The sequence below is a fragment of the uncultured Caulobacter sp. genome, assembly GCF_937900395.1.
Taxonomy (GTDB): domain Bacteria; phylum Pseudomonadota; class Alphaproteobacteria; order Caulobacterales; family Caulobacteraceae; genus Caulobacter.
In genome coordinates this window covers 1-24,017 of the sequence record NZ_CALCDX010000025.1, presented here as the reverse complement: position 1 = coordinate 24,017, position 24,017 = coordinate 1, and the positions used below count along the sequence as shown (strand labels likewise).

Here is a 24,017-nt window from a genome sequence, read left to right as displayed (position 1 = left end):
CGCAAATCAAACCATACGGTCTCCGGGTTCGCCCGGCCGCTCCGTCGCCTCCCCATGAGCCTTCAGCGGCAAGCCGCGTGAAGCCGATACGCCGTGTCAGGTGACCCTATGATCCCTCACCACCCCAGCGCCGCCTCGCCCCGCAGGATCGCTTCGGCCTCCGCCGCGTGCTTGCCGCCGTCGCGGTCGTGCAGCACCAGCGGCGGCAGCAAGACGAGCGGCGCCTTGCCGGTCTTGATGGCCCGCACGATCACCCGCTTGGCCGGGACGTCGGCGAACGGGGCGATCGGGCGGATGCGGAACGAGCCGGCCTTGGGCGCCAGCAGGGCCAGGATGTCGGCCAGGCGGTCGGCGCGGTGGATGATGGTGATGGTCCCGCCCTCGCGCCCCGCCTTCAGGCAGAAGGTCGTCCAGGCCTTCAGGCCGCCGTCGGCCATCCAGGCGCCGCTCTTGGCGGGGTGGGGGGCGCGCAGGGTCGCGGGGTCGTCGAAGAACGGCGGGTTGGCCATCACCGCGTCGAAGACCGGCAGGCCCAGGGCCCGGAAGCCCGAATCGACATCGCCCGTCAGGATGGCGACTCGCGCCGACAGCCCGTTGAGGTCGGCGTTTTCGGTCGCCAGGGCGGCGTGGGCCGGGTCGCGCTCGACGCCCTGGAACAGGACCTCCGGGCGACGGGTCGCGGCGGCCAGCAGGGCGCCGCCGACGCCACAGCCAGGCTCCAGCACGCGCTGGCCGGGCAGGGCGTCGCAAGCGGCCGCCAGCAGCGCCGCATCCATGCCGGCCCTGTAGCCGTCGGCCTTCTGGCGCAGCCGCACGCGGCCTCCCAGAACCCGATCCTCCGTCACCTGCAGATCGTCCAATGCTTTTGGGGCCTTGTGCTCGCCTTGACCCTGACCTATCCCGCCACCATTGTCCCTCGCAACGGTAGATCCCTCCGGATAGCGAAGAGAGGGACGCCGCTAAGGAGATCATGGTTTTGGACGCAGCCGCAGCGACCCTCCCCCGGACGTCGGGCTCGGTGGATCGTCTCGTGCGCCTCGCCGAGACCGATATGGCCGGCGTCAACCGCCTGATCACCGAGCGCATGCAGAGCGACGTGCCGATCATTCCGGCCCTGGCCGAACACCTGATCGCCGCCGGCGGCAAGCGGCTGCGCCCGCTGCTGACCGTCGCCGCCGCGCGTCTGGCGGGGTCGGACAACGACCACTGCCTGAAGCTGGCCGCCGCCGTCGAGTTCATCCACACCGCCACCCTGCTGCATGACGACGTCGTCGACGGCAGCGCCCTGCGCCGTGGCAAGGTCGCCGCGCACCTGATCTGGGGCGGCGCCCAGAGCGTGCTGGTCGGCGACTTCCTATTCGCCCGCGCCTTCGAGCTGATGGTCGAGACCAACTCGATGAAGGCGCTGGAGATCCTGGCCCGCGCCAGCCGCGTCATCGCCGAGGGCGAGGTCATGCAGCTGATGCGCAGCCACGACCTGAACCTGTCGCAGGCGCTGTATCTCGAGATCATCCAGGCCAAGACCGCCGAGCTGTTCGCCGCGGCCTCGGAGGCCGGCGCGGTCTCGGCGGGCGTCGATCCGGCCCGGACCGATGCGCTGAAGGCCTATGGCCTGAACCTTGGCCTGGCGTTCCAGCTGGTCGACGACGCGCTCGACTACGGCGGCGCGACCGAGACCCTGGGCAAGAACGCCGGCGACGACTTCCGCGAAGGCAAGGCGACCCTGCCGCTGCTGCTGGCGATCGCCCGTTCGGGACCGCGCGAGGCCGAGTTCTGGGAGCGCGCCGTCGGTCGCCGCGAGCAGACCGAGGCCGACTTCCGCCGCGCCCGCGAACTGATCATCGGCACCGGCGCGCTGGACGCGACTCTGGACCTGGCGACCGAGTACGCCGACAAGGCCAAGGCGGCGCTGGCGATCTTCCCGGCCAACGATTGGCGCGAGGCGCTGGAAAGCCTGGCGGACTTCGCGGTCAGCCGGACGGCCTAGTCCTGGCGGTCAGCCCGCGCGGTGAATTCGGCGTAATCCGGCTAGGGCGATCTTCACAGGCGAGCGGAACAAGACCACCTAAGCGGTTGGAGGCCGGCTTGGCCTGACGGGGACCACACCTTGATCCGCTTTCTTCTGAACGTTCTCTGGTTCTTCTTCGGCGGTTTCGTCATGGGCCTGGGCTGGCTGCTGGCCGGTCTGTTACTGGCCATCACCATCGTCGGGCTGCCCTATGCGGGCGCGGCCTGGCGCATCGCCGGCTTCGCCTTCTGGCCGTTCGGCAAGGAGATCGTCAGCCGCGAGATCCTGACCGGCCGCCAGGACCTCGGCACGGGACCGTTGGGCTGCGGCCTGAACGTGATCTGGTTCGTGCTGGCCGGCTGGTGGCTGGCCCTGGGCCACGTCATCGTCGCGTGCGCCGAGGCGATCACGATCATCGGCATCCCGTTCGCCATCAAGGACCTGCAGTTCGCCCGCATCGCCCTGGCGCCGGTCGGCCTCGAGGTCGTCAGGCGCTAGGCCGAACGAAAAAGGGGCCGCCTCGCGGCGACCCCTCGATCGTTCTCGGACTTTCGAGCCTCAGCCCGGCGAGACCATCTTTTCCGGACGGACGTACTGGTCGAACTCCTCGTTCGTCAGATAGCCGCCGCCGACGGCCTCCTCGCGCAGGGTCGTGCCGTTCTTGTGCGCGGTCTTGGCGATCTTGGCGCAGATGTCATAGCCCAGGCGGCCATTCAGCGCCGTGACCAGCATCAGCGAGTTCTCGACGCCCTTCTTGATGTTGTCGATACGCGGCTCGATGCCGACCACGCAGTTGTCGGTGAAGCTGATCGCGGCGTCGGCCAGCAGGCGGACCGACTGCAGGAAGTTGTAGGCCATCACCGGGTTGAAGACGTTCAGCTCGAAGTGGCCCTGGCTGCCGGCGAAGGTGAGGGCGGCGTGGTTGCCGAACACCTGAACGCAGACCTGGGTCAGAGCCTCGCATTGCGTCGGGTTGACCTTGCCCGGCATGATCGACGAGCCGGGCTCGTTCTCCGGCAGCGACAGTTCGCCGAGGCCGGCGCGCGGACCCGAGCCCAGGAAGCGGATGTCGTTGGCGATCTTGAACAGGCTGGCGGCGACCGTGTTGATCGCGCCATGGCTGAAGACCATGGCGTCGTGAGCGGCCAGGGCCTCGAACTTGTTCGGGGCGGTCGTGAAGGGCAGGCCGGTGATCGCGGCGATGGCCTCGGCCACGCCTTCGGCGAAGCCGATCGGGGCGTTCAGGCCGGTGCCGACGGCGGTGCCGCCCTGGGCCAGCTGCATCAGCTTGGGCAGGGTCTGCTCAATGCGCTCGATGCCGTTCTCGACCTGCTGGGCGTAGCCGCCGAACTCCTGGCCCAGCGTCAGCGGGGTGGCGTCCTGGGTATGGGTGCGGCCGATCTTGATGATGTCCGCCCAGGCGTCCGACTTGGCCTTTAGCGCCGTGTGCAGGTGCTTCAGGGCCGGCAGCAGGTCGCGGACGATCTGCTCGGCGCAGGCCACGTGCATGGCCGTCGGATACGTATCGTTCGACGACTGGCTCATGTTGACGTGGTCGTTCGGGTGGACGGGCTTCTTGCTGCCCATCTCGCCGCCCAGGATCTCGATCGCGCGGTTCGAGATCACCTCATTGGCGTTCATGTTCGACTGGGTGCCCGAGCCGGTTTGCCAGACGACCAGCGGGAAGTGATCGTTCAGCTTGCCTTCGATGACTTCGTTGGCGGCCTGGATGATGGCCTCGGCCAGCTTCGGGTCCAGCTTGCCGAGCTTGGTATTGGTCTCGGCGGCGGCGCGCTTGACGATGCCCAGGGCCCGGACGACCGGCAGGGGTTGCTTCTCCCAGCCGATCTTGAAGTTGCCCAGGCTGCGCTGGGCTTGCGCGCCCCAGTAGCGGTCGGCGGCGACTTCGATGGGGCCGAAGGTGTCGGTCTCGGTGCGCGTGGCGGTCATGCGGCGGTCTCCGGAAAAACGGTCGAGCGCGGTCTAGACCTTGAGCGCCGGGAGGGCAATGTTCGCGGTTGCGATAAGCGTAAGGCCCGCCTACGGCTCGCACATTCGCTCATCGGGAGAGGCGCCATGAGTCCCCACATCGCCCTGCTGCGCGCCGTCAATGTCAGAGGGCGCAAGGTTCTGAAGGATGACCTTCTGGGCCTGGCGCGCGACATGGGCTTCGACGAGGCGAAGACTCTTCTGGCGAGTGGCAACCTGGTGCTCTGGGGCCGACACGAAGGAGGCGCGGCCCTAGAAGATACTCTGGAGAAGGGGCTGGAGGCGCGAATGGGACTGCGCACCGACTTCATGGTCCGCGCGCCCGCCGAGCTTCGACGCGTCATCGACGCCAACCCTTTTCTCGAGCAGGCGATGGCGAGGCCGAACCATCTGCTTGTCTGCTTCCTGAAGTCGCCAATCGATCAGGATACGATGGACGTTCTGCGCGCGGCGATCACCGGTCCCGAGCAAATCCACGCTGAGGAGCGCGCGCTCTACATCGACTTCAAGGACGGCGTGGCCGAGTCCACGCTGGACCGCGATTGGAAGAAGACCAAGCGCGCGCCGCTCGGCACCATGCGCAACTGGAACACGGTTCTGAAACTGGCCGCCATGGTGGCCGCGTGAGCCAAGCCTTCGACGGGCCCGACTGGACCCACCACGGCAAGGTGCGGGCCCGCGAGGCGGGGGGCGAGCTGACCCTGGTGGTCGACGGCCTGACGACCCAGGGCAAGTACTACAAGCCGCTGATCTACGAGTTCTTCCGCAAGTCCTGGCGCGGCTCGCGGCCGGCGTGGGGCGAGTTCAGCGTCGAGATCGGCATGGAATATGTCGGCGAGCCGCCGTGGATGGATCTCGACAACCTGGCCAAGGCGCTGCTGGACGCCATCAAGGGCTACGCCTTCCACGATGACGCCCAGGTCGCCCGGCTGCTGGTCGAGCGGCGGCCGGGCGATCGCGAGCGGATCGTCATTCAGGTGCGCAAGCTGAGCACCAACCTGATGCGGCGCACCCTGGAAGACTGAGGAGGCCCCTCAGCTCCAGGGCAGCAGATAGCCCCATAGGCCCAGCAGCACGCTGAGGAACACGAACAGCAGGGCGGTGAAGGTGAAGGCCACCTTGCGGCCGGCGGTCCAGCTGTCGACACGGCGACCGCCGCGCCACACCATGGGCAGGGCCCCCAGGGTCAGCACCGACATCAAGGCCGCGACCAGGGCGCAGGCCGAGGCGCTGAGCAGCCAGCCGCTGGGCCAGCCGAAGAAGGCCGCCGTCTGGTCCGACGAGCGGATCGCGAACACGCCCATGCAGACGGCCGAGATCAGCCACAGCACAGCCTGAGCGGTCTGCATCTGGCTGGCCCGGGCCTGGACCGGGGTCTGGCGCGCTTCGCGGCGGTTTCGGACAACGGTCCCAAGCACGGTCGCAAGGCTGGCGAGCCCGGCCAGGGCCACCGTCGCCACCAGCAGGTTCGCGGACCGTATCGGGCTGATCCGCTCATAGGTCGCGAAACCGCGCGCGGCGTAGAAGCGCGACGGGCGATCGCCATTGGCGTCGAACACGATGATCAGCGGCCCGTCCACGGCCTTGAACACGCCGGGTCGCCCGGCCGCATTGAAGAGCGCGGCCGACCCGCCTTCGCTGATGGAGAGGCGGCCGTCCGGCGTCGCTCGCACCGAGGCGCGGCCGATCACGCGGTTGATGAAGCCCTCCAGGCCGCCATAGGCCCGGCGCGTGGTCAGATAGTCGCCCTCATAGAGCTTGGCCTGCTCGTAGGTCATGGCGCTGGCGGGCGGGACCGCCGGCGGCTTGGCGTAGAAGTGCTCGATGATCGTCGCGGGCAGGGTGGCCGGCAGGTTCGCGCCGCTGTCGGTGTTGACCGAGATGAACACGCCTAGGCCCAGGTCCGGCGCGATGACCATGTTCGAGTGGAAGAAGAGCGTCGCCCCCGCGTGGCCGAAGCCGCGACGACTGCCGGGCAGCGGGATGTCTTGGAAGCCCGCGTTCCACCCGGCCGCTTCCGGCGCGGGGCGGTACATGGGCGTGCGGAAGGCCTGGGCGGTCTTCGGCGAGAACACCGTCTTGCCGTCGATCACGCCGCCGTTCAGCAGCAGCGTCATGTACCTGGCCATGTCGCCCGCGGTGCTCGAGGCCGAGCCGGCCGGCGCCACCTGGCCGATGAACTCACGGGGCTGCACCTTCCAGCCCAGAGACGTCCAGGAAAAGCCGTCGGACAGCTCGGCGGCCAGCTCTTCGGACATCGGCGCCGGCAGGTTGTCGCGCCAAGGCCGCGCCTCGCGGAAGGTCGTATGGCGCATGCCGGCGGGCAGGATGATCTCCTCGCTGACCAGCTGCTCGAAGGGCTTGCCGGTGACGTTGGCGACGGCCGCGCCGGCCAGGGCGACGCCGTAGTTCGAATAGCTGGGCAGCAGGCCGGGTTCGCGAACCCGGCGCGGGCGCTCCTGGCGCAGATAGTCCGCCAGCGGGCGGATGCGGTTGGGATCGCGCTCGAACAGCTGCCCCATCGCGCGGTCCTCGAAGCCGCCGGTATGGGTCATCAGGTCTCGCAGGCGGACCTGGGTCTTCTTGCCCTGGTCCTTCAGCTGCAGCGGCTCGGGCAGGTAGAGGTTCACCGGCCCGTCGAGGCGCATGTGGCCCGACTCGATCTCGTTCATCAGGGCGATCCAGGTGAACGTCTTCGAGATCGAGGCGATGCGGAACAGGGTCTTGTCAGGATCGACGGGCCGGCGCTGGCCGAGATTGGCGAAGCCATAGCCCTTCTTCAGAACCACCTGACCGTTCTGGACAACGGAGATGGTCACGCCGGCGATGTGGTCGCGGGTCATGGCGCGCTGCACCACGCCGTCGACGAAGGCCTCGAGCTCCGGGCGGAGCAGGGGCGCGACGCCGACCGCCACCGGCTGGGCGGCGGGGACGGCCAGCGCCTGAGGCGTCGCCGCGGCGGTCGCGGGCTTGGGCGATTCAGCGGGACGCGGAGTCGGACGGGTACGGCGCGGACGCAGGCTGGAATAGGGGCGAGGGCCCTGCTCGGCGGCTGGCGCGTCGCTGGCCGGCGGCGCCGTGGGCGTGGCGTCTTGCGCGCGCGCCTCCGAACCCAGAGCGGACCATAGTGCGATGAAGGCCGCCGCGAGGGCGGCCGCGGGCGAAACGCGCGACGTCAACGATGTCCCCTGGGTGAAGCAGTAACTTCTAGGGTTTGTGTAACCTGCTTGCCGCGTGGGTCAAACCCGATACCGCTCAAGGCGTTCTGGGGGGAGATCGGTCGAAGGCGTAGAGCGGCAGCAGGGGGCGCAGCGCCGGGCCGATCCAGACTTGGGGCTCGGAGGCCGGCTCGGCGCCCGTCTCCTTTTCCCGGCGCGCGATGCAGGCCTGAACGCGCGCGCCGAGGGCGGCGAAGTCGTGGGCGTCGGGGACGGAGGCCAGGAAGCAGGCGTCGAAATAAGGGTACTCGTCGCTCTCGCCGCAGCCGAACGAGGCGCGATCCGGCCGTGCGGCGGTCAGGATCAGGCGATCGCTCTTCTGCAGCGGCGGAATGAACACGCCTGAAAAACAGGCTGAAATCACCACCACGCTGGGACGGTTGGGGCAGGCGTCATCGAGGATGGCGGCCAGCAAATGCGGGCGAAGCAGCTCCTCGCCGAGAATCGCGCCGTCCGGACTGCCGTGTGAGCTGAGGTAGAACAGGCAGCCGGCCTTGGCGGTCTGCGCGCCGACGCGGAGGGCGTCATAGAGCGTTCGCGCGTCCGCGCTGCCTGGCGCATCGGCGGGATAGCGCTTGGGCCGCACCGAGAACTGCTGGATGGCGGCCTTGTCGAAGCCAAGCTCGACCAGCGCCTTGGAGACATCGCGCCGGGCGTTATCGAAGGCTTCGGTCGGGCCGCCGGAATGGGCGTGGTAGTCGCCCGCGACGACGACCGCGGTCCAGTTCGAGAACGGCCCGGCCCGGGCGATGGACAAGGGCGCGAGAAGCAGGGCCAGAAGTCCGATGACCGCCGCTGCTCCCCGCATGGCCTGTCTCCTCGGCTATTTCTTCTTGAAGTTGGCGAAAGGCGTCGGCAGCGCCGTGCCGGTCGACTTGGCCAGCAGACGGCCCTCGGCGTCGTAGAGCTCGCCTTCCATGAAGCACACGGTGCGCCCCCACTTCACCACGCGACCGACGCCGCGTAGCGCGCCGGGCATGGCCGGGCGCAGGAAACTGGTCTTCATCTCGAGGGTCGGGACGACGTGGGTCATGCCCGAGGTGATCATGCCCGCGACAGACATGGCCTCGTCAAGCATGGCGCAGACATAGCCGCCCTGGATCTGGCCCATCGGGTTGCAAAGCAGATCGGCGCGCGCGTTGAAGCCGACCTCGATCTCGCGATCGGCCTGGCGCACGGCCAGCAGCTCGAAGCCCAGGGTCAGGGATCCGCTCGGCTGGTTCTTGGATGCGCGGAAGCGCGCGAGGATCGCCTCGTCGCTCAAGGTCTGCGGAGCGTCGGAGACGACGTCGCTCATTTCTTCCGGAACTGGTCCAGGGAGACGATCTTCGGACCTTCGTCGCCCGATGGCGCGGGAGCCTTGGCTTCCGGTTCGGCCTCGGGCTCCGGGTCGTCTTCGACGATCTCGGGCGGGGCGAACTGAAGGGCGAACTGGACCGACGGATCGTAGAAGCGGGTCACGGCGGCGTAGGGCACCGTCAGACGCTTGGGCTGGCCGCCAAACTTCAGCGTCACCGAGAAGACGCTCTCACCCGGGGCGAGGTCCCAATACTGGTGCTGGAGGACGATCGTCATCTCGTCCGGATACTTGCCCAGCAGATCCTGCGGGCCCGAGACGCCGACGGCCTTGGTCTTGAAGGTGATGTACAGGTGGTGCGGCTCAGGCAGGCCGCCCGGCTCCGCCGCCTTCTTCAGAGCAGCCCTGACCACGCCGCGCAGGGCGTCCTGGGCCATGGCCTCGTACTGCATGAGGTCTTCGGGCTGTTCGGTCTGGGACATGCGCTGAGGTCGATACTTCGGGCTGAAAAACGAAGCCGGGAGCCTAGCGTGTCGAGCGCCTATCGCAAAGCTCTCCGATGTAGCCCGCGCGCCAAGGTCGCGGTCGTTGCGCCCGGAGCGCGGCGCAACCGTTTGCGGTGCTCTCTCAAAAAAGAGGGGAGGGAGCCTCGGCGATGTCGTGGAAAGTGGAGGGATTCTGTTGGCAGGCTCCCTCCGGGCCCCGCCTAAGGATCTGAACCCCTAGGACTTAAAGGTCGAATTCACCTGCACCGCATTACGCGGCGACGGCGAACTCTTCAGCGAAGTTATCGTTCGCATTTAGATAAAGGCCCGAAACGGTGGGCCAAGCCGAGAGAAAGCAACACCTTTACACGTCTGTCGATGCTGATCGGCCCCATGCAGTCCCATGATAACTTGGGAGAGATTTGGTGGAGCCGCCGGGAATCGCACCCGGGTCCAGTCCGCTTATTACGTGCGCGTTTATCCCCATAGTTCGGCCGAAGCCGGACAATCACAATATAGGGGCTTCGACCTCGGTATGGAAGGCCGGGCGCTGGACTGTCCCCAGGCTAAGGCGGCCATTGGACAAAGTGCCGCGGACGACCGCGCCGCGGTCCTCGAACAGCTTCAGCGTCTCGCCGACCAGCACATAGACGCCGGTGAACACGTCGGCGAAGTCGTCGCGGGTCTCGATGAAGCGGCCATCGGCGCGCAGCTCCAGCGAGATGTGGCCGTCGGGCGAGGTCCAGACGCCGGCGACGGGGATGTGGGGAACGATGGCGGACATCATCATTGGGCGAGGCTCCCAATCTGGAAGGTTTCGTTCTGGGGCGGCGTCAAGGCGGGTTTGGGGAGCACGGCGGTGGCGGCGGTCAGCGCGGCCGTCCCGCCCAGCAGGGCGGCGACGAACCAGCGCGGAGCCGTCACGCCGCCGCGTCGGGGCGTGTAGCGTCTCATCGCAGAGCTCAGGTTTTTGGAGTTGGCCGCGTCGGGGAGCGGAACGAGGCCACTATGCGGCGCCAGGACGTCCAGTCGGTAGATCGATGCTCCGACATGATTGCACGATCCTCCGGAACCGAACGCCGTCGCGTGACGGAGGATCGTGCAAGGCTTACAAATAGCCTCGTCCGCACAAGGAAAAGCCATGAGCACGCGCGAGGCGCTCGCCGCCTTGATTGAACGATTCACGCCGGAGGAAGGGCCGGTGGATACCTGTTGCCCCAGGGTCAATCTCTATCGCCTGTCCCAGCCCAGCGAACCCAACCACGGTCTTCACGATCCGTCCTTCTGCGTCCTGGCGCAGGGCCGCAAGCGGGTGACGGTGGGCGACGCCATTCACGAGTATGACGAGCGCAACTTCTTCCTGTCGTCGATCGACGTCCCGGTCACCGGCCAGGTCGTCGAGGCGTCTTCTGAAAAGCCGTATCTGAGCTTCCGGATCGTGCTCGACGCCAAGCTGATCAGCGAGATGATCATGGAGGCCGGCTTGACCGCCCGTCTCGACGCCGCCGCGCCGCTCGTGGGCGGCATGTCGGTGGGCGCGATGACGCCGCAGCTGTTCGACGCCGTCTGCCGAATGACGACCCTGCTGGAGACCCCCGAGGATGTGGCCGTCATGGCTCCGCTGATCGAGCGCGAGATCCTCTACCGCCTGCTGATCGGACCCCAGGGACCGCGCCTGGCCCAGATCGCCCGCCGCGACAGCCGCCTGCGCCAGATCAATCGGGCGATCGGCTGGATCAAGCGCAACTTCGACCAGCCGTTCAGCATCGATATGGTCGCCGAGGAGGCGCGGATGAGCCCCTCGGCGCTGCATCAGCACTTCAAGGCGGTGACCTCGCTGTCGCCGCTGCAGTACCAGAAGCAGATTCGCCTGCAGGAGGCGCGTCGCCTGATCCTGGTCCAGCGTCTGGACGCGGCCACGGCGGGCCACACGGTCGGCTACGACAGCCCCTCGCAGTTCAGCCGCGAATACGCGCGGCTGTTCGGCGCGCCGCCGCTCAGGGACGTGGCGCGCCTGCGGGAACAGCCGGAGATGGCGGCGGCGGGGGCGTAGAGGCCTGGGGCCCGCTGTTCTCGCTCGGGATCAGGCGACCGCCTGACTGGATCAGCGCGGCGTAGGCGCTGGCTTGTCGCGAGAAGTCCGAGCCTCTGGGGAAGATCGCGTCGAAGCGGGGGTCCCGCCCTATCGTCGGGCCCAAGGCTGTCGCGAGGATTCTCGCGATCGAACCGACCTCCGCGTCATCGCAGGCGCGCCGCAGATGACGCGCCTGGCCGAAGACGAGCAGGCTGACATCCCAGGAGACGCCATCGACGCAGAGCGCCGAAACCGCGCCGCCGCCGTAGTCGACGATGACCGAGCGCGGCTGGCTCCAGGCGGGGTCGGCTGAAACCGATCTCAACGCCTCGGCGGAGGTTCTGTCGAGTTCGGCGTTGATGTCGACGCGGCGGCCGATCTCCGGCGCGCAGCAGCCGAGACCCGCACGCGCCTGGACGAAGGCGCGGCCGTCGTCGCGCAGCGTCAGGCGTACGACAGCTTGGCGGACGTCCCCCGCCGGTCTGGCCCAGACCTCGAGGATCAGTTCGTCCTTGCGCAGGATCTGGCTTTGTAGGGGCTGTAGGCCCCAGAGGCGGTAGAGGAGGGGCTCGACGCCCCTGTCGATCAGGATCGGCCTTTCGCCCTTGGCGAGGCGACGGCCATAGAGCGGCTCGACCTCGGACGGCGGACGCGCGATCTTGGGCGACCACCAGTCGGCGGGATCGGGCGGCGGAGGCGTCTGCTGGACAGCGCCCGCCGGACCAAGTGCAAGGGCCAGCCCCGCGATCAGTCCGGTCAGGCCGCTCATCCGCCCATCTCCGCTACATGCCCTCGACGCCCCGCTCGATGGAAAGGACGCCGGTGCGCGAAAGTTCCACCAGGCCCAGGGGGCGCATCAGATCCAGGAACTTGTCGATCTTGGACGGCGCGCCCGAAATCTCGAACACGAAGCTTTCCAGCGTCGTGTCGACGGGTTTGGCGCGGAAGATCTCGGCGATCCGCAGGGCCTCGACGCGGTCGACGCCCGAGCCGCGCACCTTCACCAGGGCCAGCTCGCGCTCGACTCCGTTCGGGTCGCGGGTCACGTCATGAACGCGGCGCACGTTGACGACCTTGTTCAGCTGGGCCTCGATCTGGTCCAGCACCTGGCGGGTGCCGCGGGTCACGACGGTGATCCGACTGGTGTGGGCGTTGCGGTCAGTTTCGGCGACCGTGAGGCTCTCGATGTTGTAGCCCCGCGCCGCGAACAGGCCGACGACGCGATGCAGCACGCCGGGTTCGTTGTCGACGAGCAGGGCGAAGGTCGCGGTCTGTTCGACCTGGCCCGTGGGGCTAAGGTCGTAGGCCGAGGCGGGGGCGGGTTGGACGTTGGCGGTCATCTAAGCAACGCGCTTTGCGTGGTCACCAACTTTAACATCTTCCAATTCCTTAGTCCTTGTAAACGTCCTTCCGGTTGTCGCGTGTCTATGAGTGGTGACGATATCTGATTTCGCAGTGCAAAATTTTTCTTGGATATACTCTACCTTCACTCGTCCTTTGGTGATTTCAAGTTTTCCGAGATGAGAACCGTCATCCGGGTCCACAATTTCATCGCCATAGTTGAAAATTACAAACGACATGCCGACCGTCACATTGTCTTCAGATCCGGCATTCAATACAATCCGGTATTCATCCAATATTTTCGCTACCTTCAGGCTATTGAGGTTCTTCATTTTCTGTTTCCTGAATTCGTGGCAGCATAACGACGCCTGGTTTAACTATGAGCCTTTCCCGAATTGGCCTTTTCCCCTCAGATATTTCAGACATGAGCGCGGGCTCTACGGCGGAAATATACTCCACCTTTAGTTGCGGCATTCCGTTCATTTGCACATTGATGACGGATCCTTGACCTATAAGTCTTTCGTGATTTCCATCACGATAGAATAATTGAGCGCCCATGGAAAATCCGAGAAGATCAGTTTTCTTAATTAGAAAAAGGCTTCCAAATTCTATGATTTGCTCAATTTCTATAGGGTTTGGTCTTAGCCCGCTTGAGGCCTTTGCAATGTAAACTATCAGCGTAATCGTGACTGCGGCCCATACAGCAGCAATAGCCAGTGCGAGACTTAAGGGGATACTACCTTCGGGTAAGAAGCGTACAATCAATGCGAAGGTCCCGCCGCACAGGCCGAAAGGCCATGCGAACTCCTTCAGTGCATTGACGAACTTTTCCATGGCTCAGCGTATCGCAGAGTCGCGCGCCTAGACCAGCCCCGCGCCATCCTCGCCGATCACATTACCGATGTCCTCGACCTCGCCCATGATCATCTCGTTGTGCGCCTTGCCCGACGGGATCATCGGCAGGCAGTTCTCGTGCTTCTCGACGCGGCAGTCGAAGATCACCGGCTTGTCGCTGTTGATCATCTCCAGGATCTTGGCGTCCAGCTCGGCGGGATCGTCGCAGCGGATGCCGTGGGCGCCATAGGCCTCGGCCAGCTTCACGAAATCGGGCAGGCTGTCCGAATACGAGTGGCTGTAGCGCTCGCCGTGCAGCAGCTGCTGCCACTGGCGGACCATGCCCATCCATTCGTTGTTCAGGATGAAGATCTTGACCGGCAGGTCGAACTGGATCGCGGTCGACAGCTCCTGGATGCACATCTGGATCGAGGCCTCGCCGGCGATGTCGACGACCAGGCTGTTGGGGTGGGCCAGTTGCACGCCCAGGGCGGCGGGCAGGCCGTAGCCCATGGTCCCCAGGCCGCCGGAGGTCATCCACCGGTTCGGCTCCTCGAAGCGGAAGAACTGCGCGGCCCACATCTGATGCTGGCCGACCTCGGTCGTGATGTAGACGTCCTTGTCCTTGGTCAGCTCGTACAGGCGCTCGATGGCGTACTGCGGTTTGATCACCGTGTCGGACGCCCGGTACTTCAGGCACTGGCGCGCGCGCCACTGGTCGATCTGGGCCCACCAGTCGGTCAGGGCGGCCTTGTTCGGCGAAAGCTTGGCGGCCTTCCAGGCGGCGATCATGTCCTCGAGCACTGAGGCGGCGTCGCCGACGATCGGCAGGTCGACGCGGACGTTTTTGTTGATCGACGACGGGTCGATGTCGATGTGGATCTTCTTCGACCCCGGCGAGAAGGCGTCCAGGCGCCCCGTGACACGGTCGTCGAAGCGGGCGCCGACGCAGATCATCACGTCGCAATCGTGCATGGCGTTGTTGGCCTCGAACGTGCCGTGCATGCCCAGCATGCCCAGCCACGCGGGATCGGCCGCCGGGAAGGCGCCCAGGCCCATCAGGGTCGAGGTGACCGGCGCGCCGGTCAGAGCCGCGAATTCCCGCAGCGCCTTGCTGGCCTTGGGGCCGGCGTTGATGACGCCGCCGCCGGTGTAGAAGATCGGACGGCGCGCGCCGGCGATCATCTTGACCGCCTCGGCGATCCGGCCGGCGTCGCCCTTGACGCGCGGCGCGTAGGCGTGGGTCGACTGGATTTCCTCGGGGCCGCGGTATTCGCCCTTGGCGAACTGGACGTCCTTGGGGATGTCGATCAGCACCGGGCCTGGACGGCCCGTGGTGGCGATCTTGAAGGCTTCGTGGATGATCTGCGGCAGGTCGCGGACGTCTTTGACCAGGTAGTTGTGCTTGGTGCACGAGCGGGTCATGCCGACCGTATCGGCTTCCTGGAAGGCGTCGGTGCCGATCAGGTGCGTCGGGACCTGGCCGGTGATGACGATCATCGGGATCGAGTCCATCAGGGCGTCCATGATGCCGGTGATGGCGTTGGTTGCGCCGGGCCCCGAGGTGACCAGGACGACGCCCGGCTTGCCCGAGCTGCGGGCGTAACCTTCGGCGGCGTGGGTCGCGCCCTGCTCGTGGCGGACCAGGATGTGCTGCAGGCGCGGCTCGTGGAACAGCGCGTCGTAGATCGGCAGGACCGCGCCGCCCGGATAGCCGAACAGCACCTCGACCCCCTGATCCACGAGGCCGCGAACCACGATCTCGGCGCCGGTCATGGCGCGGTCGCTGGTCTGGACGGGAGCCTTGCTCTCGATGGTCTGGTGGGCGGTCATGGGACGGATCCGGTGGGAAGCGGGAAGGGTATAGGCGGAAAAGAAAAAAGGTCCCGAAGGACCTTTGCGCGCGCGACCGAACTACGGCGTGACTTCTAAGGTCACGTCGCGGACGGCCGCTCCATAAGTACGATCATGGTTTTGCGCACGAGTCTTGCTCCAAAGCTACGGAAAGGGTCATGACATGCGCGCATTAACCCGTCAAGGCGCGCCTTGTCGCAAGGATGTGCCTTTTCTAGGCGGTGTGACCTTACCGTAGTTTCACGTGACAGGGGCAGGTTTTCCCCTCCACGGTCGCGCTCCTGCAATCGCGGAGCGTTTGAGTGTTCGGTCGGCGCGAATTTCTAGTTGGAGCCGCGGCGCTTGGCGTCGCCGGCAAGGCCTCCTCCTCGGTGTTATCTGGCGGAGCGGCCGACAAGGCGGTCGACGCTTTCCTCAAGCTCCAGCCGTTCCAGGGCGTGGTGCTGATCGGCAGGGCCGGCAAACCGATCTACTCACGCGCCGTCGGCTTCGCGGACATTGAGGCCAGGAAGCCCGCGACCCTCGACACGCCCTATGGCATCGCCTCGATCTCCAAATGGTTGACCTCGAATGCGCTGCTGAAACTGGAGGAGGCGGGCAAGCTCGACCTCGACGCGCCGATCAGTACGTATCTGCCCGACTACCGCGCGGACACGGGCGCCAAGGTCAAGCTGCGGCATTTGGCGACGAACATCAGCGGCGTGCCGAACGGCTTCGCGACTTGGACCAAGGCCAATCCGGATCCCGACCTCTTCAACAAGACCTTCACAACCGCCGAGGCGGTGAGGCTGTGGTGCTCGGGCGACCTGATCTTCGAGCCGGGAACCAGGTTCGATTACGTCCCGACCAACTGGATCCTGCTGACGGCGGTCATCGAGGCGGTGACCGGCAAGACCTATGCGGCGGCGATGGCCGATCTGGTCGTCGGGCCGCTGGGCCTGTCGCGCACCTCGCCGATCGACCCGCCGGATGTCGCGGCTTCGTACCGGACGCTGGAGCCGCTGACGCGCAAGCCGAACCTGCGCTTCCCGTTCATGGCGGCTAGCGGCGGCTATGTCAGCACGGCGCCGGACCTGCTGAAGGCGGCGCATGCGGTGTTCGACGGCGGCTTTCTGCCGCCGGCGCGGAAGAAGGCGCTGCTGACGGTCGGCTGGCCGGACCAGAACTACGCGCTGGGCGGTCGAGTGCGGACCCTGTTCGCAGACGGCATGCCGCGCGTCTTCGCTTGGGAGACGGGCAACACCGCCGGCTACCGCTCTGTGTTGGGCCATCGCTTCGACGACCGGACGACCGTCGTGCTGCTGAACAATACGAGCATCAGCCAGAAGGCGATGGACGAGTTCGCCTACAGCCTGTTCGGGACCGTCTAGGCTTCCAGCGTCCGGGCCAGCAGTTCCAGCGCGGCGGCGGCGAAGGCCTGCATGTTGCTGGCGCGATCGCCGTGTCCGGTCTCGATCGTCGTGCTGACCGAGGTCTCCTCGCCGACCACGGCGAAGCAGCAGTGGCCGGGCGCGTCGCCATAACGGTTGCCGTCAGGGCCTGCAGCGCCGGTTTCGGAGAGGCCCCAGGTGGCCTTCAGGTTCTTGCGGGCGACCCGCGCCAACAGCTCCGCATAGGGCTCGCTGGCCGAGCGCAGGCCGTCCATGGCCTTTTGCGGGATATCCATTAGGGTCAGGCGCGCCCGGGCGGTATAGACGACCGCGCCGCCGACATAGAACTTCGACGCCCCCGGCACGGCCAGGAGCGCCGCCGAGATCAGACCGCCCGCGGAGGATTCCGCGATGGCCACGGTCTCGCCTCGGGCGATCAGGCGTTCGGCGACGCGTTCGGCGAGGGCGGCAAGGTCGGACATCGGATTTCCTTCGGCTTTCGGCTCTCTCCATACGGGCAAGCGGCTGAACCGCAAACATAGGCTATCGCCAAGATTGAGCGGGTGTGGTCACCATGCCCAAGCTCAACCCTGGAGGTTCGTTTGCTGGTCCAAGCCGCCCCGCCGCCCGCCGCCGCTGTTCCCGCGCCCGCTCCGCCCACGCTGCAGCGGCTGGCGCCGGTCGCGCAGAAGGCCAAGGCGCTGACCCTGACCAAGGGCGGTCGCGCCGAGAACGCGGTGGTGCGCTACCAGATCTTCCTGCGGACAGTCGCCAAGCCGGGCGCGGTCCCGGCGGCGCCGGAGGACGTGACTGTGTCGGCGATCCCCTGCGTCTGGGCCGTCGAATCCTATCTACAACGCGACCTCTGCTTCTATTCGATCACCGGCACGCTCGGCTGCGAGGAGGGCGCCACCACGCCGCTCCAAGCGATCGAGAATGGTCAGGCCGACCTGCCCGCCGGGACGACTTGCGAGGTCTTCGCCAAGCCGGTGACGGCCGCCGAGGACCGGGTGATCGCCACGCTCGACCGTCTCAAGGATCAGATGTTCGATGAGGATTATCAGCTGGCCGTGAAGCCTCGGCTGCTCAAGGCGGGCGTTACGATCACCGAGCGCTAATACGCTCCCAATCCGGCGTCTGGTTGCGGAACCAAGTCAGCTGGCGCTTGGCGTAGCGGCGGGTCTCCTGTCTTGCCGCCTCCAGCGCCTGATCCAGCGTGGTCTCTCCGCGCAGATGGGCGGCGAACTCGCGATAGCCGACGGCCTTGAGCGCGGGGAGGGAAGGGTCGAGCCCGCGCGCCTCCATGGCTCGCACCTCGTCCAGGGCGCCTTGCTCGAGCATGACGGCCAGCCGCGCGTCGCAGCGGGCGTAGAGCTCGGCGCGGGGCGGGTCGAGGACCAGGCCCTTCCAAGCGCCTGGCTCCAGCGCCGGCTTGGTGTCGGTCTGCCAGGCGGTCAGCGATTTGCCGGTCGCGACGGCCACCGCGTGGGCTCGGACCAAACGCTGGCGGTCGCCGACCTCGATGCGGGCTTCGGCCTGGGGGTCGAGCGGCTTGAGAATTTCGCGGAATTCCGCCTCGCCCCGCGCGGCGTAGAGCAGACCGGAAATCTCGCGCTGGGTCTCGGGCACCGGCGGCACGTCGGCCAGGCCGTGGGTCAGGGCGCGGAAGTAGAGTCCCGTGCCGCCGACCACGATCGCAGGATTGCCTCGCGCCGCGATCTCGGAGAGCGCGGCCGTCGCGGCCTCCAGCCAACGCCCGACCGACCAGCCGACCGCCGCGTCCACGACGCCGAACAGGTAATGCGGCGCGCGGGCCATCTCCTCGGGCGAGGGGCCGGCGGTCAGGACGCGCAGGCCGGCGTAGATCTGCATAGAGTCGGCGTTGACGATCTCGCCGCCGATCCGCTCGGCCAATTGCAGCGCATAGGCGGACTTGCCGCTTGCGGTCGGGCCCGCGATCAGCCAGATGCGGGGCGCGATGTCCGAACTCTCCACCATTCCGACCGTCCTCACCATCGTCGGGGCGAACCGCGACGCCTACGCAGAAGCCGTTTCGCGCGTCGAACGCCTGCTGTCCATAAGCCATAGCGCGCTCGGCCCGACCGCCTGCGACTTCATGCTGCCGGCGGAAGCCTCCATCCAGGCCAAGGCCAGGGTGATGGGCTTTCCGGGCGAGGGGACCTCGTTATCGGATCTGGCGGTCGATTTCGCCTTCCAGCCAGCGGAGAACCGCAAGAAGCGCCTGCTGATCGCCGACATGGATTCGACGATCATCAACGTCGAGTGTCTGGACGAACTGGCCGACTTCGCGGGCGTCAAGGCCCAGGTCTCGGAGATCACCGAGCGAGCCATGCGCGGCGAACTGGCCTTCGAGGGCGCGCTGCGTGAGCGGGTCGGCATGCTGAAAGGTCTTTCGGTCGACGCCCTGCAGAGCTGTTACGACCAGCGGGTCCAGTTGAACCCCGGCGCGCGGACCTTGGTCACGACCATGGCCAAGCATGGCGCGCGCTGCGCCCTGGTCTCGGGCGGCTTCACCTTCTTCACGAGCCGGGTGGCGGAAGCGGCGGGCTTCCACCTGAATCGCGCCAATACGCTGATCGAACGGGACGGCGCCCTGACCGGCGAGGTCGGGGATCCGATCCTCGGCAAGGAAGCCAAGCTGGCCGCCCTGCGCGAGGAGACGGCGGCGCTGGGCCTGACGCCCGCCGACGCCCTGGCGGTCGGCGACGGCGCCAACGACCTGGCGATGATCGAGGCCGCGGGTCTGGGCGTCGCCTACCGCGCCAAGCCGATCGTCGCGGCCCAGGCCGACGCCAAGGTCGATCACACCGACCTGACGACCTTGTTGTACTTCCAGGGCTACCGCGCCGAGGAGTTCGTCTCGTGAGCTTTCCCCGCCGGGTCGACGCCGTGGTCTTCGACATGGACGGCCTGCTGCTGGACACCGAGATCGTCTACCGCGCGGCGATGATCGAGGCGGGCGGCGTCTTCGGCGTCCAGTTCACCGGCGAGACCTATGCCTTGATGGTCGGCAAGACCAATCCCGAATGCGCCGTGATGCTTCGGGAGCTCTATGGCGAGACCTTCCCCGCACAGGCCTATTTCGAGCGGGTCTGGGCGGATGTCGAAGACCTGCTGGAAGCCGAGACCAAGCTGAAGGCCGGCGTGGTCGAGATCCTCGACTATCTCGACGATCGCGGCCTGCCGCGCGGCATCGCCACCTCGAACGGCATGGCGGCGGTCGAGCGCTATCTGGGGCGCTTTGATCTGCTGCATCGTTTCAACGCGGTGGTCGCCCACCATGACGTGACCCGTCACAAGCCCAATCCCGACCCCTATCTACTGGCCGCCCAGCGCATCGGGGTCGATCCGACCTATTGCCTGGCGCTGGAGGACTCGCACCCTGGCGTCCGCGCCGCCCACGCGGCCGGGATGATGACGGTGATGGTGCCCGACATCCTCGATCCCAACGAGGAAATGCACGACAAGTGCGTCCACATCGCCGACAGCTTGCATCACGTCATGGACCTGCTGAAGGCGTCCGTCTGAGGCCCTTACGAGGCGGCGCGCTCTTGTAAAACCGGGTCATGGCGCGGATATGAGGGCCCGCAACACGAGGCCTGACTGACGTGACCGGCGCAACCCCCGCTACCCTCGACGACGCCCGCGCGGCGCTGGACCGCATCACCGACCCGGTCAGCGGGCGAGGGCTGGCGGCCGCCGGACTGGTGCAGGGATTGGTGGTCCGCAACGGCCGCGCCGGCTTCATGCTGGAGGTCCCCGCCAGCCAGGCCGCGACCTACGCTCCGGTGCGCGAAGCCGCCGAGAAGGCCCTGGCCGCTCTGCCCGGCGTCGACGTCGCCCAGGTGGTGCTGACCGCCCAGGCGGCCGAGGGCGCGACCCGGGTGCGCAAGGGCGCCAAGGTCTCGGAGGACCCGCAGGCCCGCATGGTCCCGCCGCCCGAAGCCGAGAAGCCCGCCCACGTCCGCCACGTGATCGCCGTCGCCTCGGGCAAGGGCGGGGTGGGCAAGTCCACCGTCTCGACCAACCTGGCCGTCGCCTTCGCCCAGCAGGGCCTGCGCGTCGGCCTGTTGGACGCCGACGTCTACGGGCCCTCGGCGCCGAAGATGATGGGCGTCGACGGCGATCCGCTGTTCGAGAACGAGAAGCTGCAGCCGCTGGAAGCCCATGGCGTCAAGCTGATGTCGATCGGCTTCATCGTCGACGAGGGCAAGGCGATGATCTGGCGCGGGCCGATGGCCTCGTCGGCGGTCCGCCAGATGATCCACGACGTCGCCTGGGGTTCGGAGAAGGAGCCCTTGGACGTTCTGGTCGTCGACTTGCCGCCCGGCACCGGCGACATCCAGCTGACCCTGGTCCAGAAGCTGCGCATTGACGGCGTCGTGCTGGTGACCACGCCGCAGGAGATCGCCCTGATCGACGCCCGCCGCGCGGCGGTGATGTTCGAGAAGACCGCGACGCCGATCCTGGGCCTGATCGAGAACATGGCCTTCTTCGCCGATCCCTCGACCGGCGCGCCGATCCCGATCTTCGGCGAGGGCGGGGGCGTGGCCGAGGCCGAGCGGCTGAAGGTCCCGCTGCTGGGCCGCGTGCCCATCGAGATGGGCGTGCGGATCGGCGGCGACGAAGGCGTCCCCGCGGTGATTGGCGAACCCAAGGGCCAGGCGGCCCAGGTGTTCGTCGCGGCGGCGAAGGCGCTCTGGAAAGCCGTCGGCTAAGCCATGAAGAAGCCCGCCAGGATCGCTCCTGGCGGGCTTTCCACTGAGCCTTTGGCGGCGCTTAGAAGCTGTAGCGCGCGCCGGCCGACAGGACGACGGCCGAGCCGGTGACGTCGCCCTTCAGACGGGCGGTCGAGCTGGTGGCCGTCACGTCGGTCCGGTTGATCTCGCTGTCATCGAAGCTGATGTAGCTGATCGCGGCGTCGAGCTTGAGGTTGTCCTTCGCCGCCCAGGTGGCGCCTGCGGCGTACATCATGCGATCGCCGTCCGGCACGCGAGCCGTGCGGCCGACGTCCGGCGTCGGGGTCGGGTCGTACTGGACGCCGGCGCGCAGGGTCAGGCGCGGCGAGGCTTGGTAGTCGACGCCCGCGGCGTAGGTGGTGACGTCCTTGTAGTTCTGGACGCTGGTCGAGCCGCCGCCCGGGAAGCTGACGCGGATGGCGTCGAACTCGCCCCAGCCGACGCGGCTGACCTGGGCGTTCAGGGTCCACTGGTCGTTCACCGCCCAGCGCGCGCCGACATTGGCGATCCAGGGCAGGGTGATCTTGGCTTGGCCGTCGACCGAGAAGTTGTTGGCGGCCGGGATGGGGGCCAGCAGGCCCGAAACGGCGACCGTGCCGTCCAGCTTCTGGTCGATCTTGGAGCGGTAGCTGGCGCCGATCGTCAGGCTCTTGGACGGATGCAACTGAGCGCCGACGGTGTAGCCATAGGCCCAGCCGTCGCCCTTCAGCGACTGATGACCGTCGGGCTGCAGCGGCGAGATGTTGGGCAGGGCGTTGGTCAGTTCGGCGTCGGCGTACAGCGCCGTGAAGCCGACGCCGAGGTCGAGCATGTCGTTGACGCGGTAGGCGACGACGGTGTCGATGTTGATCGTGCGCAGGTGCGACTTCAGCGCGTCGTAGCGGGTGAAGCTGTCGGCGTTGTACTCGGTGGTGAAGTTGTACGGGGCCGAGACAGCCATGCCCAGCGACAGCTTGTCGTTGATCTTGAACGCGCCGCCCAGGTTCGGGACGACGCCGTCATTGATCGGGTCGAAGGCCGTGCCCGCGCCGCCGATCGGCGTGGTCAGGCCGGTCGGCGGGACCGGACGCGTGATGGTCGAGCCGTTGTTGGTGACCTTGGAGTTGACCTGGATCGCGTTGACGCCCAGGGCGACCTCGCTGCGGTCGATGCCCGCGATCGAGGCGGGGTTCCACCACAGGCTGCCGACGCCCTTGTCGGCTGTTTCGCCCGAATAGGCGCGACCGGTGCCGCGCACCGACTGTTCTTGCAGATAGAAGGCGGAGGCCGACGCCTGGGTGGCGGCGGCGAGAGTCACGAGGGCGACGCCGGCGGCGAGGCGGTTACGCGTAAAAGACATGGGACTGACGACCTTGTTAAATTTCGAGGCTCGTCGATCACCCGACGGCGCCTTTGGGCGCCGCTTTAACGCACCTGCGGAAAGAATGTTGCCCTAAATTGATCGAGGCGTGAATTTTATCAGTTTCGTTAAAGATCTGGGGCCGCGAAGGCCCCAGATCAATCGTCGTTATGTCAAAACTATGCTTCTAGCCTGACAATTGAGCGCGAATGCTTACGATAGGTCAGCCGCCCGCCATCTTTCGGAAGAACTTCTGACCTTGCTCGCCGCCGTTGAAGTAAGCCTTCTGGCCAGCCTCGTCGGTGATCTTGTCCCAGCTGTCGCGAACCTCTTCCGCCGACAGACCGCCTTCGCCCAGGTAGACGCCCTCGGTCTCGTAGATGCGCGAGAGGGCGAAAGCGCCGGCGCCGGCGGTCAGGATCGCGCCGGTCGGGGCCTCTTCCGAGCAGAGATAGACGACGCCGGGCGTCACATATTCCGGCGCCAGCTTGGCGAGCACTTCCGGCGGCATCAGGCCCTCGGTCATGCGGGTGGCCGCGACCGGGCTGATGGCGTTGATCTTGACGTCGTTCTTGGCGCCCTCGAGCTTGAGGGTGTTCATCAGGCCCAGCACCGCCATCTTGGCCGCGCCGTAGTTGCTCTGGCCGAAGTTGCCGTACATGCCCGACGACGAGGTCGTGACGACGATGCGGCCGTAGTTCTGGGCCTTCATGATGTCCCAGACCGCCTTGATCGGCTTGAAGGTGCCGAACACGTGCACCTGCATGACCAGCTCGAAGTCGGCCAGCTCCATCTTGGTCAGGGTCTTGTCGCGCAGGATGCCGGCGTTGGCGATCAGGATGTCGATCCGACCCCAGGCGTCCATCGCTTGCTTGACCATGTGGGCGACGCCGGCGTCATCGGTGACCGACGAGCCGTTGGCGATGGCCTCGCCGCCGAACGCCTTGATCTCCTCGACCACCTTCTGGGCCGCCTCGGACGAGCCGCCCGAGCCGTCGACGCTGCCGCCCAGGTCGTTGACCACCACCTTGGCGCCGCGACGCGCCAGTTCCAGGGCGTGCTGTCGGCCAAGGCCGCCGCCGGCGCCCGTCACGATCGCCACCTTGCCGTCGAAGCGGATGTCCGCCATGCCGAAGTCTCCCTCAAACGCGTGTTTGGTTTGGCCGTGTTGTGCGGCGCGGGACAGGGGAGGTCAAGGGGAGGGGGTCTCATCCGTCCGCCTTGCCTCAAGCCTCCCTTCCCCTTGATGGGGAAGGGCCGGGGATGGGGTGACTGCTGAGGCAGCGGCCGCGCGCTGCATCTGACGCCGTGTTCACCCCACTCCTACCCCTCCCCATCCACCAACGGAGGGGGCGCGCTTTATCGACCTCGCGCCGCGCGGCTGCGAAGGTTCGGAAAGGGACGCGGAGCGCCGGACGACGTCCGGAGTTCTGTGTGTTGTTACCGTT

28 protein-coding genes and 1 other RNA gene are annotated in these 24,017 nt (G+C 67.0%); 10 read left to right on the top strand and 19 right to left on the bottom strand.

Translation table 11 applies throughout. The annotated features are described in order from the left end of the window. Positions 1–116: 116 nt before the first annotated feature. Positions 117–860: a methyltransferase gene (locus Q0379_RS02050; protein WP_299003754.1), complete on the bottom strand. Its 744-nt coding sequence runs from the start codon at positions 858–860 to the stop codon at positions 117–119. 116 nt (positions 861–976) lie between these two features. Here Q0379_RS02050 and Q0379_RS02045 point away from each other — a divergent pair, with 116 nt between their 5' ends. Further along, the gene (locus Q0379_RS02045) at positions 977–1,987 is read left to right on the top strand and encodes a polyprenyl synthetase family protein (RefSeq protein ID WP_299003761.1); all 1,011 of its coding nucleotides are present in this window, start codon (positions 977–979) and stop codon (positions 1,985–1,987) included. Positions 1,988–2,107: 120 nt separating this feature from the next. Next, entirely contained in the window at positions 2,108–2,506 is a 399-nt protein-coding gene (locus Q0379_RS02040) for a YccF domain-containing protein (protein WP_299003752.1), read from the top strand. A gap of 60 nt (positions 2,507–2,566) precedes the next feature. On the opposite strand, the gene fumC is transcribed toward Q0379_RS02040, so the two are convergent. Beyond that, a complete protein-coding gene (fumC, locus tag Q0379_RS02035) occupies positions 2,567–3,958 on the bottom strand; it encodes a class II fumarate hydratase (RefSeq protein WP_299003750.1) in 1,392 nt (463 codons plus the stop codon). A 126-nt stretch (positions 3,959–4,084) separates the two neighbouring features. Here fumC and Q0379_RS02030 point away from each other — a divergent pair, with 126 nt between their 5' ends. Both Q0379_RS02030 and Q0379_RS02025 read left to right on the top strand, forming a co-directional pair. Continuing rightward, a complete protein-coding gene (locus Q0379_RS02030; RefSeq protein WP_299003748.1) occupies positions 4,085–4,624 on the top strand; it encodes a DUF1697 domain-containing protein in 540 nt (179 codons plus the stop codon). Continuing rightward, a complete protein-coding gene (locus tag Q0379_RS02025; protein WP_299003759.1) occupies positions 4,582–5,022 on the top strand; it encodes a RusA family crossover junction endodeoxyribonuclease in 441 nt (146 codons plus the stop codon). The genes Q0379_RS02030 and Q0379_RS02025 overlap by 43 nt, the downstream gene beginning before the upstream one ends. Positions 5,023–5,031: 9 nt before the next feature. On the opposite strand, the gene Q0379_RS02020 is transcribed toward Q0379_RS02025, so the two are convergent. The 7 genes from Q0379_RS02020 to Q0379_RS01990 form a co-directional block, all read right to left on the bottom strand. After that, complete coding sequence (locus tag Q0379_RS02020) at positions 5,032–7,176, bottom strand: serine hydrolase domain-containing protein (RefSeq protein ID WP_299003747.1); 2,145 nt, start codon at positions 7,174–7,176, stop codon at positions 5,032–5,034. A gap of 76 nt (positions 7,177–7,252) precedes the next feature. Then, positions 7,253–8,023 carry a C13 family peptidase gene (locus Q0379_RS02015; protein ID WP_299003745.1) on the bottom strand — a complete coding sequence of 257 codons (771 nt, stop codon included), beginning with the start codon at positions 8,021–8,023 and terminating at the stop codon, positions 7,253–7,255. A 15-nt stretch (positions 8,024–8,038) separates the two neighbouring features. Next, entirely contained in the window at positions 8,039–8,512 is a 474-nt protein-coding gene (locus Q0379_RS02010) for a PaaI family thioesterase (RefSeq protein WP_299003743.1), read from the bottom strand. Continuing rightward, a complete protein-coding gene (locus Q0379_RS02005; protein WP_299003741.1) occupies positions 8,509–8,994 on the bottom strand; it encodes an SspB family protein in 486 nt (161 codons plus the stop codon). Before Q0379_RS02005 ends, Q0379_RS02010 begins: the two co-directional genes overlap by 4 nt. A 184-nt stretch (positions 8,995–9,178) precedes the next feature. Continuing rightward, positions 9,179–9,542, bottom strand: a transfer-messenger RNA (tmRNA) gene (gene ssrA / locus Q0379_RS02000). Next, positions 9,506–9,787: an Atu4866 domain-containing protein gene (locus tag Q0379_RS01995; RefSeq protein WP_299003739.1), complete on the bottom strand. Its 282-nt coding sequence runs from the start codon at positions 9,785–9,787 to the stop codon at positions 9,506–9,508. Before Q0379_RS01995 ends, ssrA begins: the two co-directional genes overlap by 37 nt. Beyond that, positions 9,784–9,951 (bottom strand): hypothetical protein, encoded by a 168-nt coding sequence (locus tag Q0379_RS01990; protein WP_299003738.1) that lies wholly within the window; start codon positions 9,949–9,951, stop codon positions 9,784–9,786. Before Q0379_RS01990 ends, Q0379_RS01995 begins: the two co-directional genes overlap by 4 nt. Positions 9,952–10,138: 187 nt before the next feature. On the opposite strand from Q0379_RS01990, the gene Q0379_RS01985 reads away from it, so the two are divergent. Next, complete coding sequence (locus Q0379_RS01985; RefSeq protein WP_299003737.1) at positions 10,139–11,050, top strand: AraC family transcriptional regulator; 912 nt, start codon at positions 10,139–10,141, stop codon at positions 11,048–11,050. On the opposite strand, the gene Q0379_RS01980 is transcribed toward Q0379_RS01985, so the two are convergent. From Q0379_RS01980 to Q0379_RS01955, 6 genes are all read right to left on the bottom strand, one after another. Beyond that, a complete protein-coding gene (locus tag Q0379_RS01980; protein WP_299003736.1) occupies positions 10,995–11,840 on the bottom strand; it encodes a hypothetical protein in 846 nt (281 codons plus the stop codon). The two genes, Q0379_RS01985 and Q0379_RS01980, sit on opposite strands and share 56 nt — an antisense overlap. Before the next feature lie 13 nt (positions 11,841–11,853). Continuing rightward, complete coding sequence (gene ilvN / locus Q0379_RS01975) at positions 11,854–12,411, bottom strand: acetolactate synthase small subunit (protein WP_299003735.1); 558 nt, start codon at positions 12,409–12,411, stop codon at positions 11,854–11,856. Continuing rightward, positions 12,412–12,744: a hypothetical protein gene (locus tag Q0379_RS01970; protein ID WP_299003734.1), complete on the bottom strand. Its 333-nt coding sequence runs from the start codon at positions 12,742–12,744 to the stop codon at positions 12,412–12,414. Next, on the bottom strand, positions 12,728–13,246 hold the full coding sequence (locus Q0379_RS01965; protein ID WP_299003733.1) for a hypothetical protein: 519 nt from the start codon (positions 13,244–13,246) through the stop codon (positions 12,728–12,730). Before Q0379_RS01965 ends, Q0379_RS01970 begins: the two co-directional genes overlap by 17 nt. Before the next feature lie 27 nt (positions 13,247–13,273). After that, positions 13,274–15,079 carry an acetolactate synthase 3 large subunit gene (locus Q0379_RS01960; protein ID WP_299003732.1) on the bottom strand — a complete coding sequence of 602 codons (1,806 nt, stop codon included), beginning with the start codon at positions 15,077–15,079 and terminating at the stop codon, positions 13,274–13,276. A gap of 101 nt (positions 15,080–15,180) precedes the next feature. Continuing rightward, the gene (locus Q0379_RS01955; protein WP_193852718.1) at positions 15,181–15,228 is read right to left on the bottom strand and encodes a hypothetical protein; all 48 of its coding nucleotides are present in this window, start codon (positions 15,226–15,228) and stop codon (positions 15,181–15,183) included. A 174-nt stretch (positions 15,229–15,402) separates the two neighbouring features. On the opposite strand from Q0379_RS01955, the gene Q0379_RS01950 reads away from it, so the two are divergent. Beyond that, the gene (locus Q0379_RS01950) at positions 15,403–16,470 is read left to right on the top strand and encodes a serine hydrolase domain-containing protein (RefSeq protein ID WP_299003731.1); all 1,068 of its coding nucleotides are present in this window, start codon (positions 15,403–15,405) and stop codon (positions 16,468–16,470) included. Here the strand turns inward: Q0379_RS01950 and Q0379_RS01945 are convergent. Continuing rightward, positions 16,467–16,952 carry a CinA family protein gene (locus Q0379_RS01945; protein WP_299003730.1) on the bottom strand — a complete coding sequence of 162 codons (486 nt, stop codon included), beginning with the start codon at positions 16,950–16,952 and terminating at the stop codon, positions 16,467–16,469. The genes Q0379_RS01950 and Q0379_RS01945 overlap by 4 nt on opposite strands. Positions 16,953–17,072: 120 nt before the next feature. Between Q0379_RS01945 and Q0379_RS01940 the strand changes: the two genes are divergently transcribed. Further along, positions 17,073–17,588 carry a hypothetical protein gene (locus Q0379_RS01940; protein WP_299003729.1) on the top strand — a complete coding sequence of 172 codons (516 nt, stop codon included), beginning with the start codon at positions 17,073–17,075 and terminating at the stop codon, positions 17,586–17,588. Here Q0379_RS01940 and miaA read toward each other — a convergent pair. Continuing rightward, a complete protein-coding gene (gene miaA, locus Q0379_RS01935; protein ID WP_299003728.1) occupies positions 17,575–18,468 on the bottom strand; it encodes a tRNA (adenosine(37)-N6)-dimethylallyltransferase MiaA in 894 nt (297 codons plus the stop codon). The genes Q0379_RS01940 and miaA overlap by 14 nt on opposite strands. Here miaA and serB point away from each other — a divergent pair. From serB to Q0379_RS01920, 3 genes are all read left to right on the top strand, one after another. Continuing rightward, positions 18,449–19,357 (top strand): phosphoserine phosphatase SerB, encoded by a 909-nt coding sequence (serB, locus tag Q0379_RS01930; RefSeq protein WP_299003727.1) that lies wholly within the window; start codon positions 18,449–18,451, stop codon positions 19,355–19,357. The two genes, miaA and serB, sit on opposite strands and share 20 nt — an antisense overlap. After that, positions 19,354–20,019 carry an HAD family phosphatase gene (locus Q0379_RS01925; protein ID WP_299003726.1) on the top strand — a complete coding sequence of 222 codons (666 nt, stop codon included), beginning with the start codon at positions 19,354–19,356 and terminating at the stop codon, positions 20,017–20,019. Before serB ends, Q0379_RS01925 begins: the two co-directional genes overlap by 4 nt. A gap of 80 nt (positions 20,020–20,099) precedes the next feature. Continuing rightward, the gene (locus Q0379_RS01920; RefSeq protein WP_299003725.1) at positions 20,100–21,209 is read left to right on the top strand and encodes an Mrp/NBP35 family ATP-binding protein; all 1,110 of its coding nucleotides are present in this window, start codon (positions 20,100–20,102) and stop codon (positions 21,207–21,209) included. A 61-nt stretch (positions 21,210–21,270) separates the two neighbouring features. On the opposite strand, the gene Q0379_RS01915 is transcribed toward Q0379_RS01920, so the two are convergent. Next, the gene (locus tag Q0379_RS01915) at positions 21,271–22,569 is read right to left on the bottom strand and encodes an outer membrane protein transport protein (RefSeq protein WP_299003724.1); all 1,299 of its coding nucleotides are present in this window, start codon (positions 22,567–22,569) and stop codon (positions 21,271–21,273) included. Positions 22,570–22,792: 223 nt separating this feature from the next. Continuing rightward, the gene (locus tag Q0379_RS01910; RefSeq protein WP_066680862.1) at positions 22,793–23,698 is read right to left on the bottom strand and encodes an SDR family NAD(P)-dependent oxidoreductase; all 906 of its coding nucleotides are present in this window, start codon (positions 23,696–23,698) and stop codon (positions 22,793–22,795) included. Positions 23,699–24,017 lie beyond the last annotated feature (319 nt).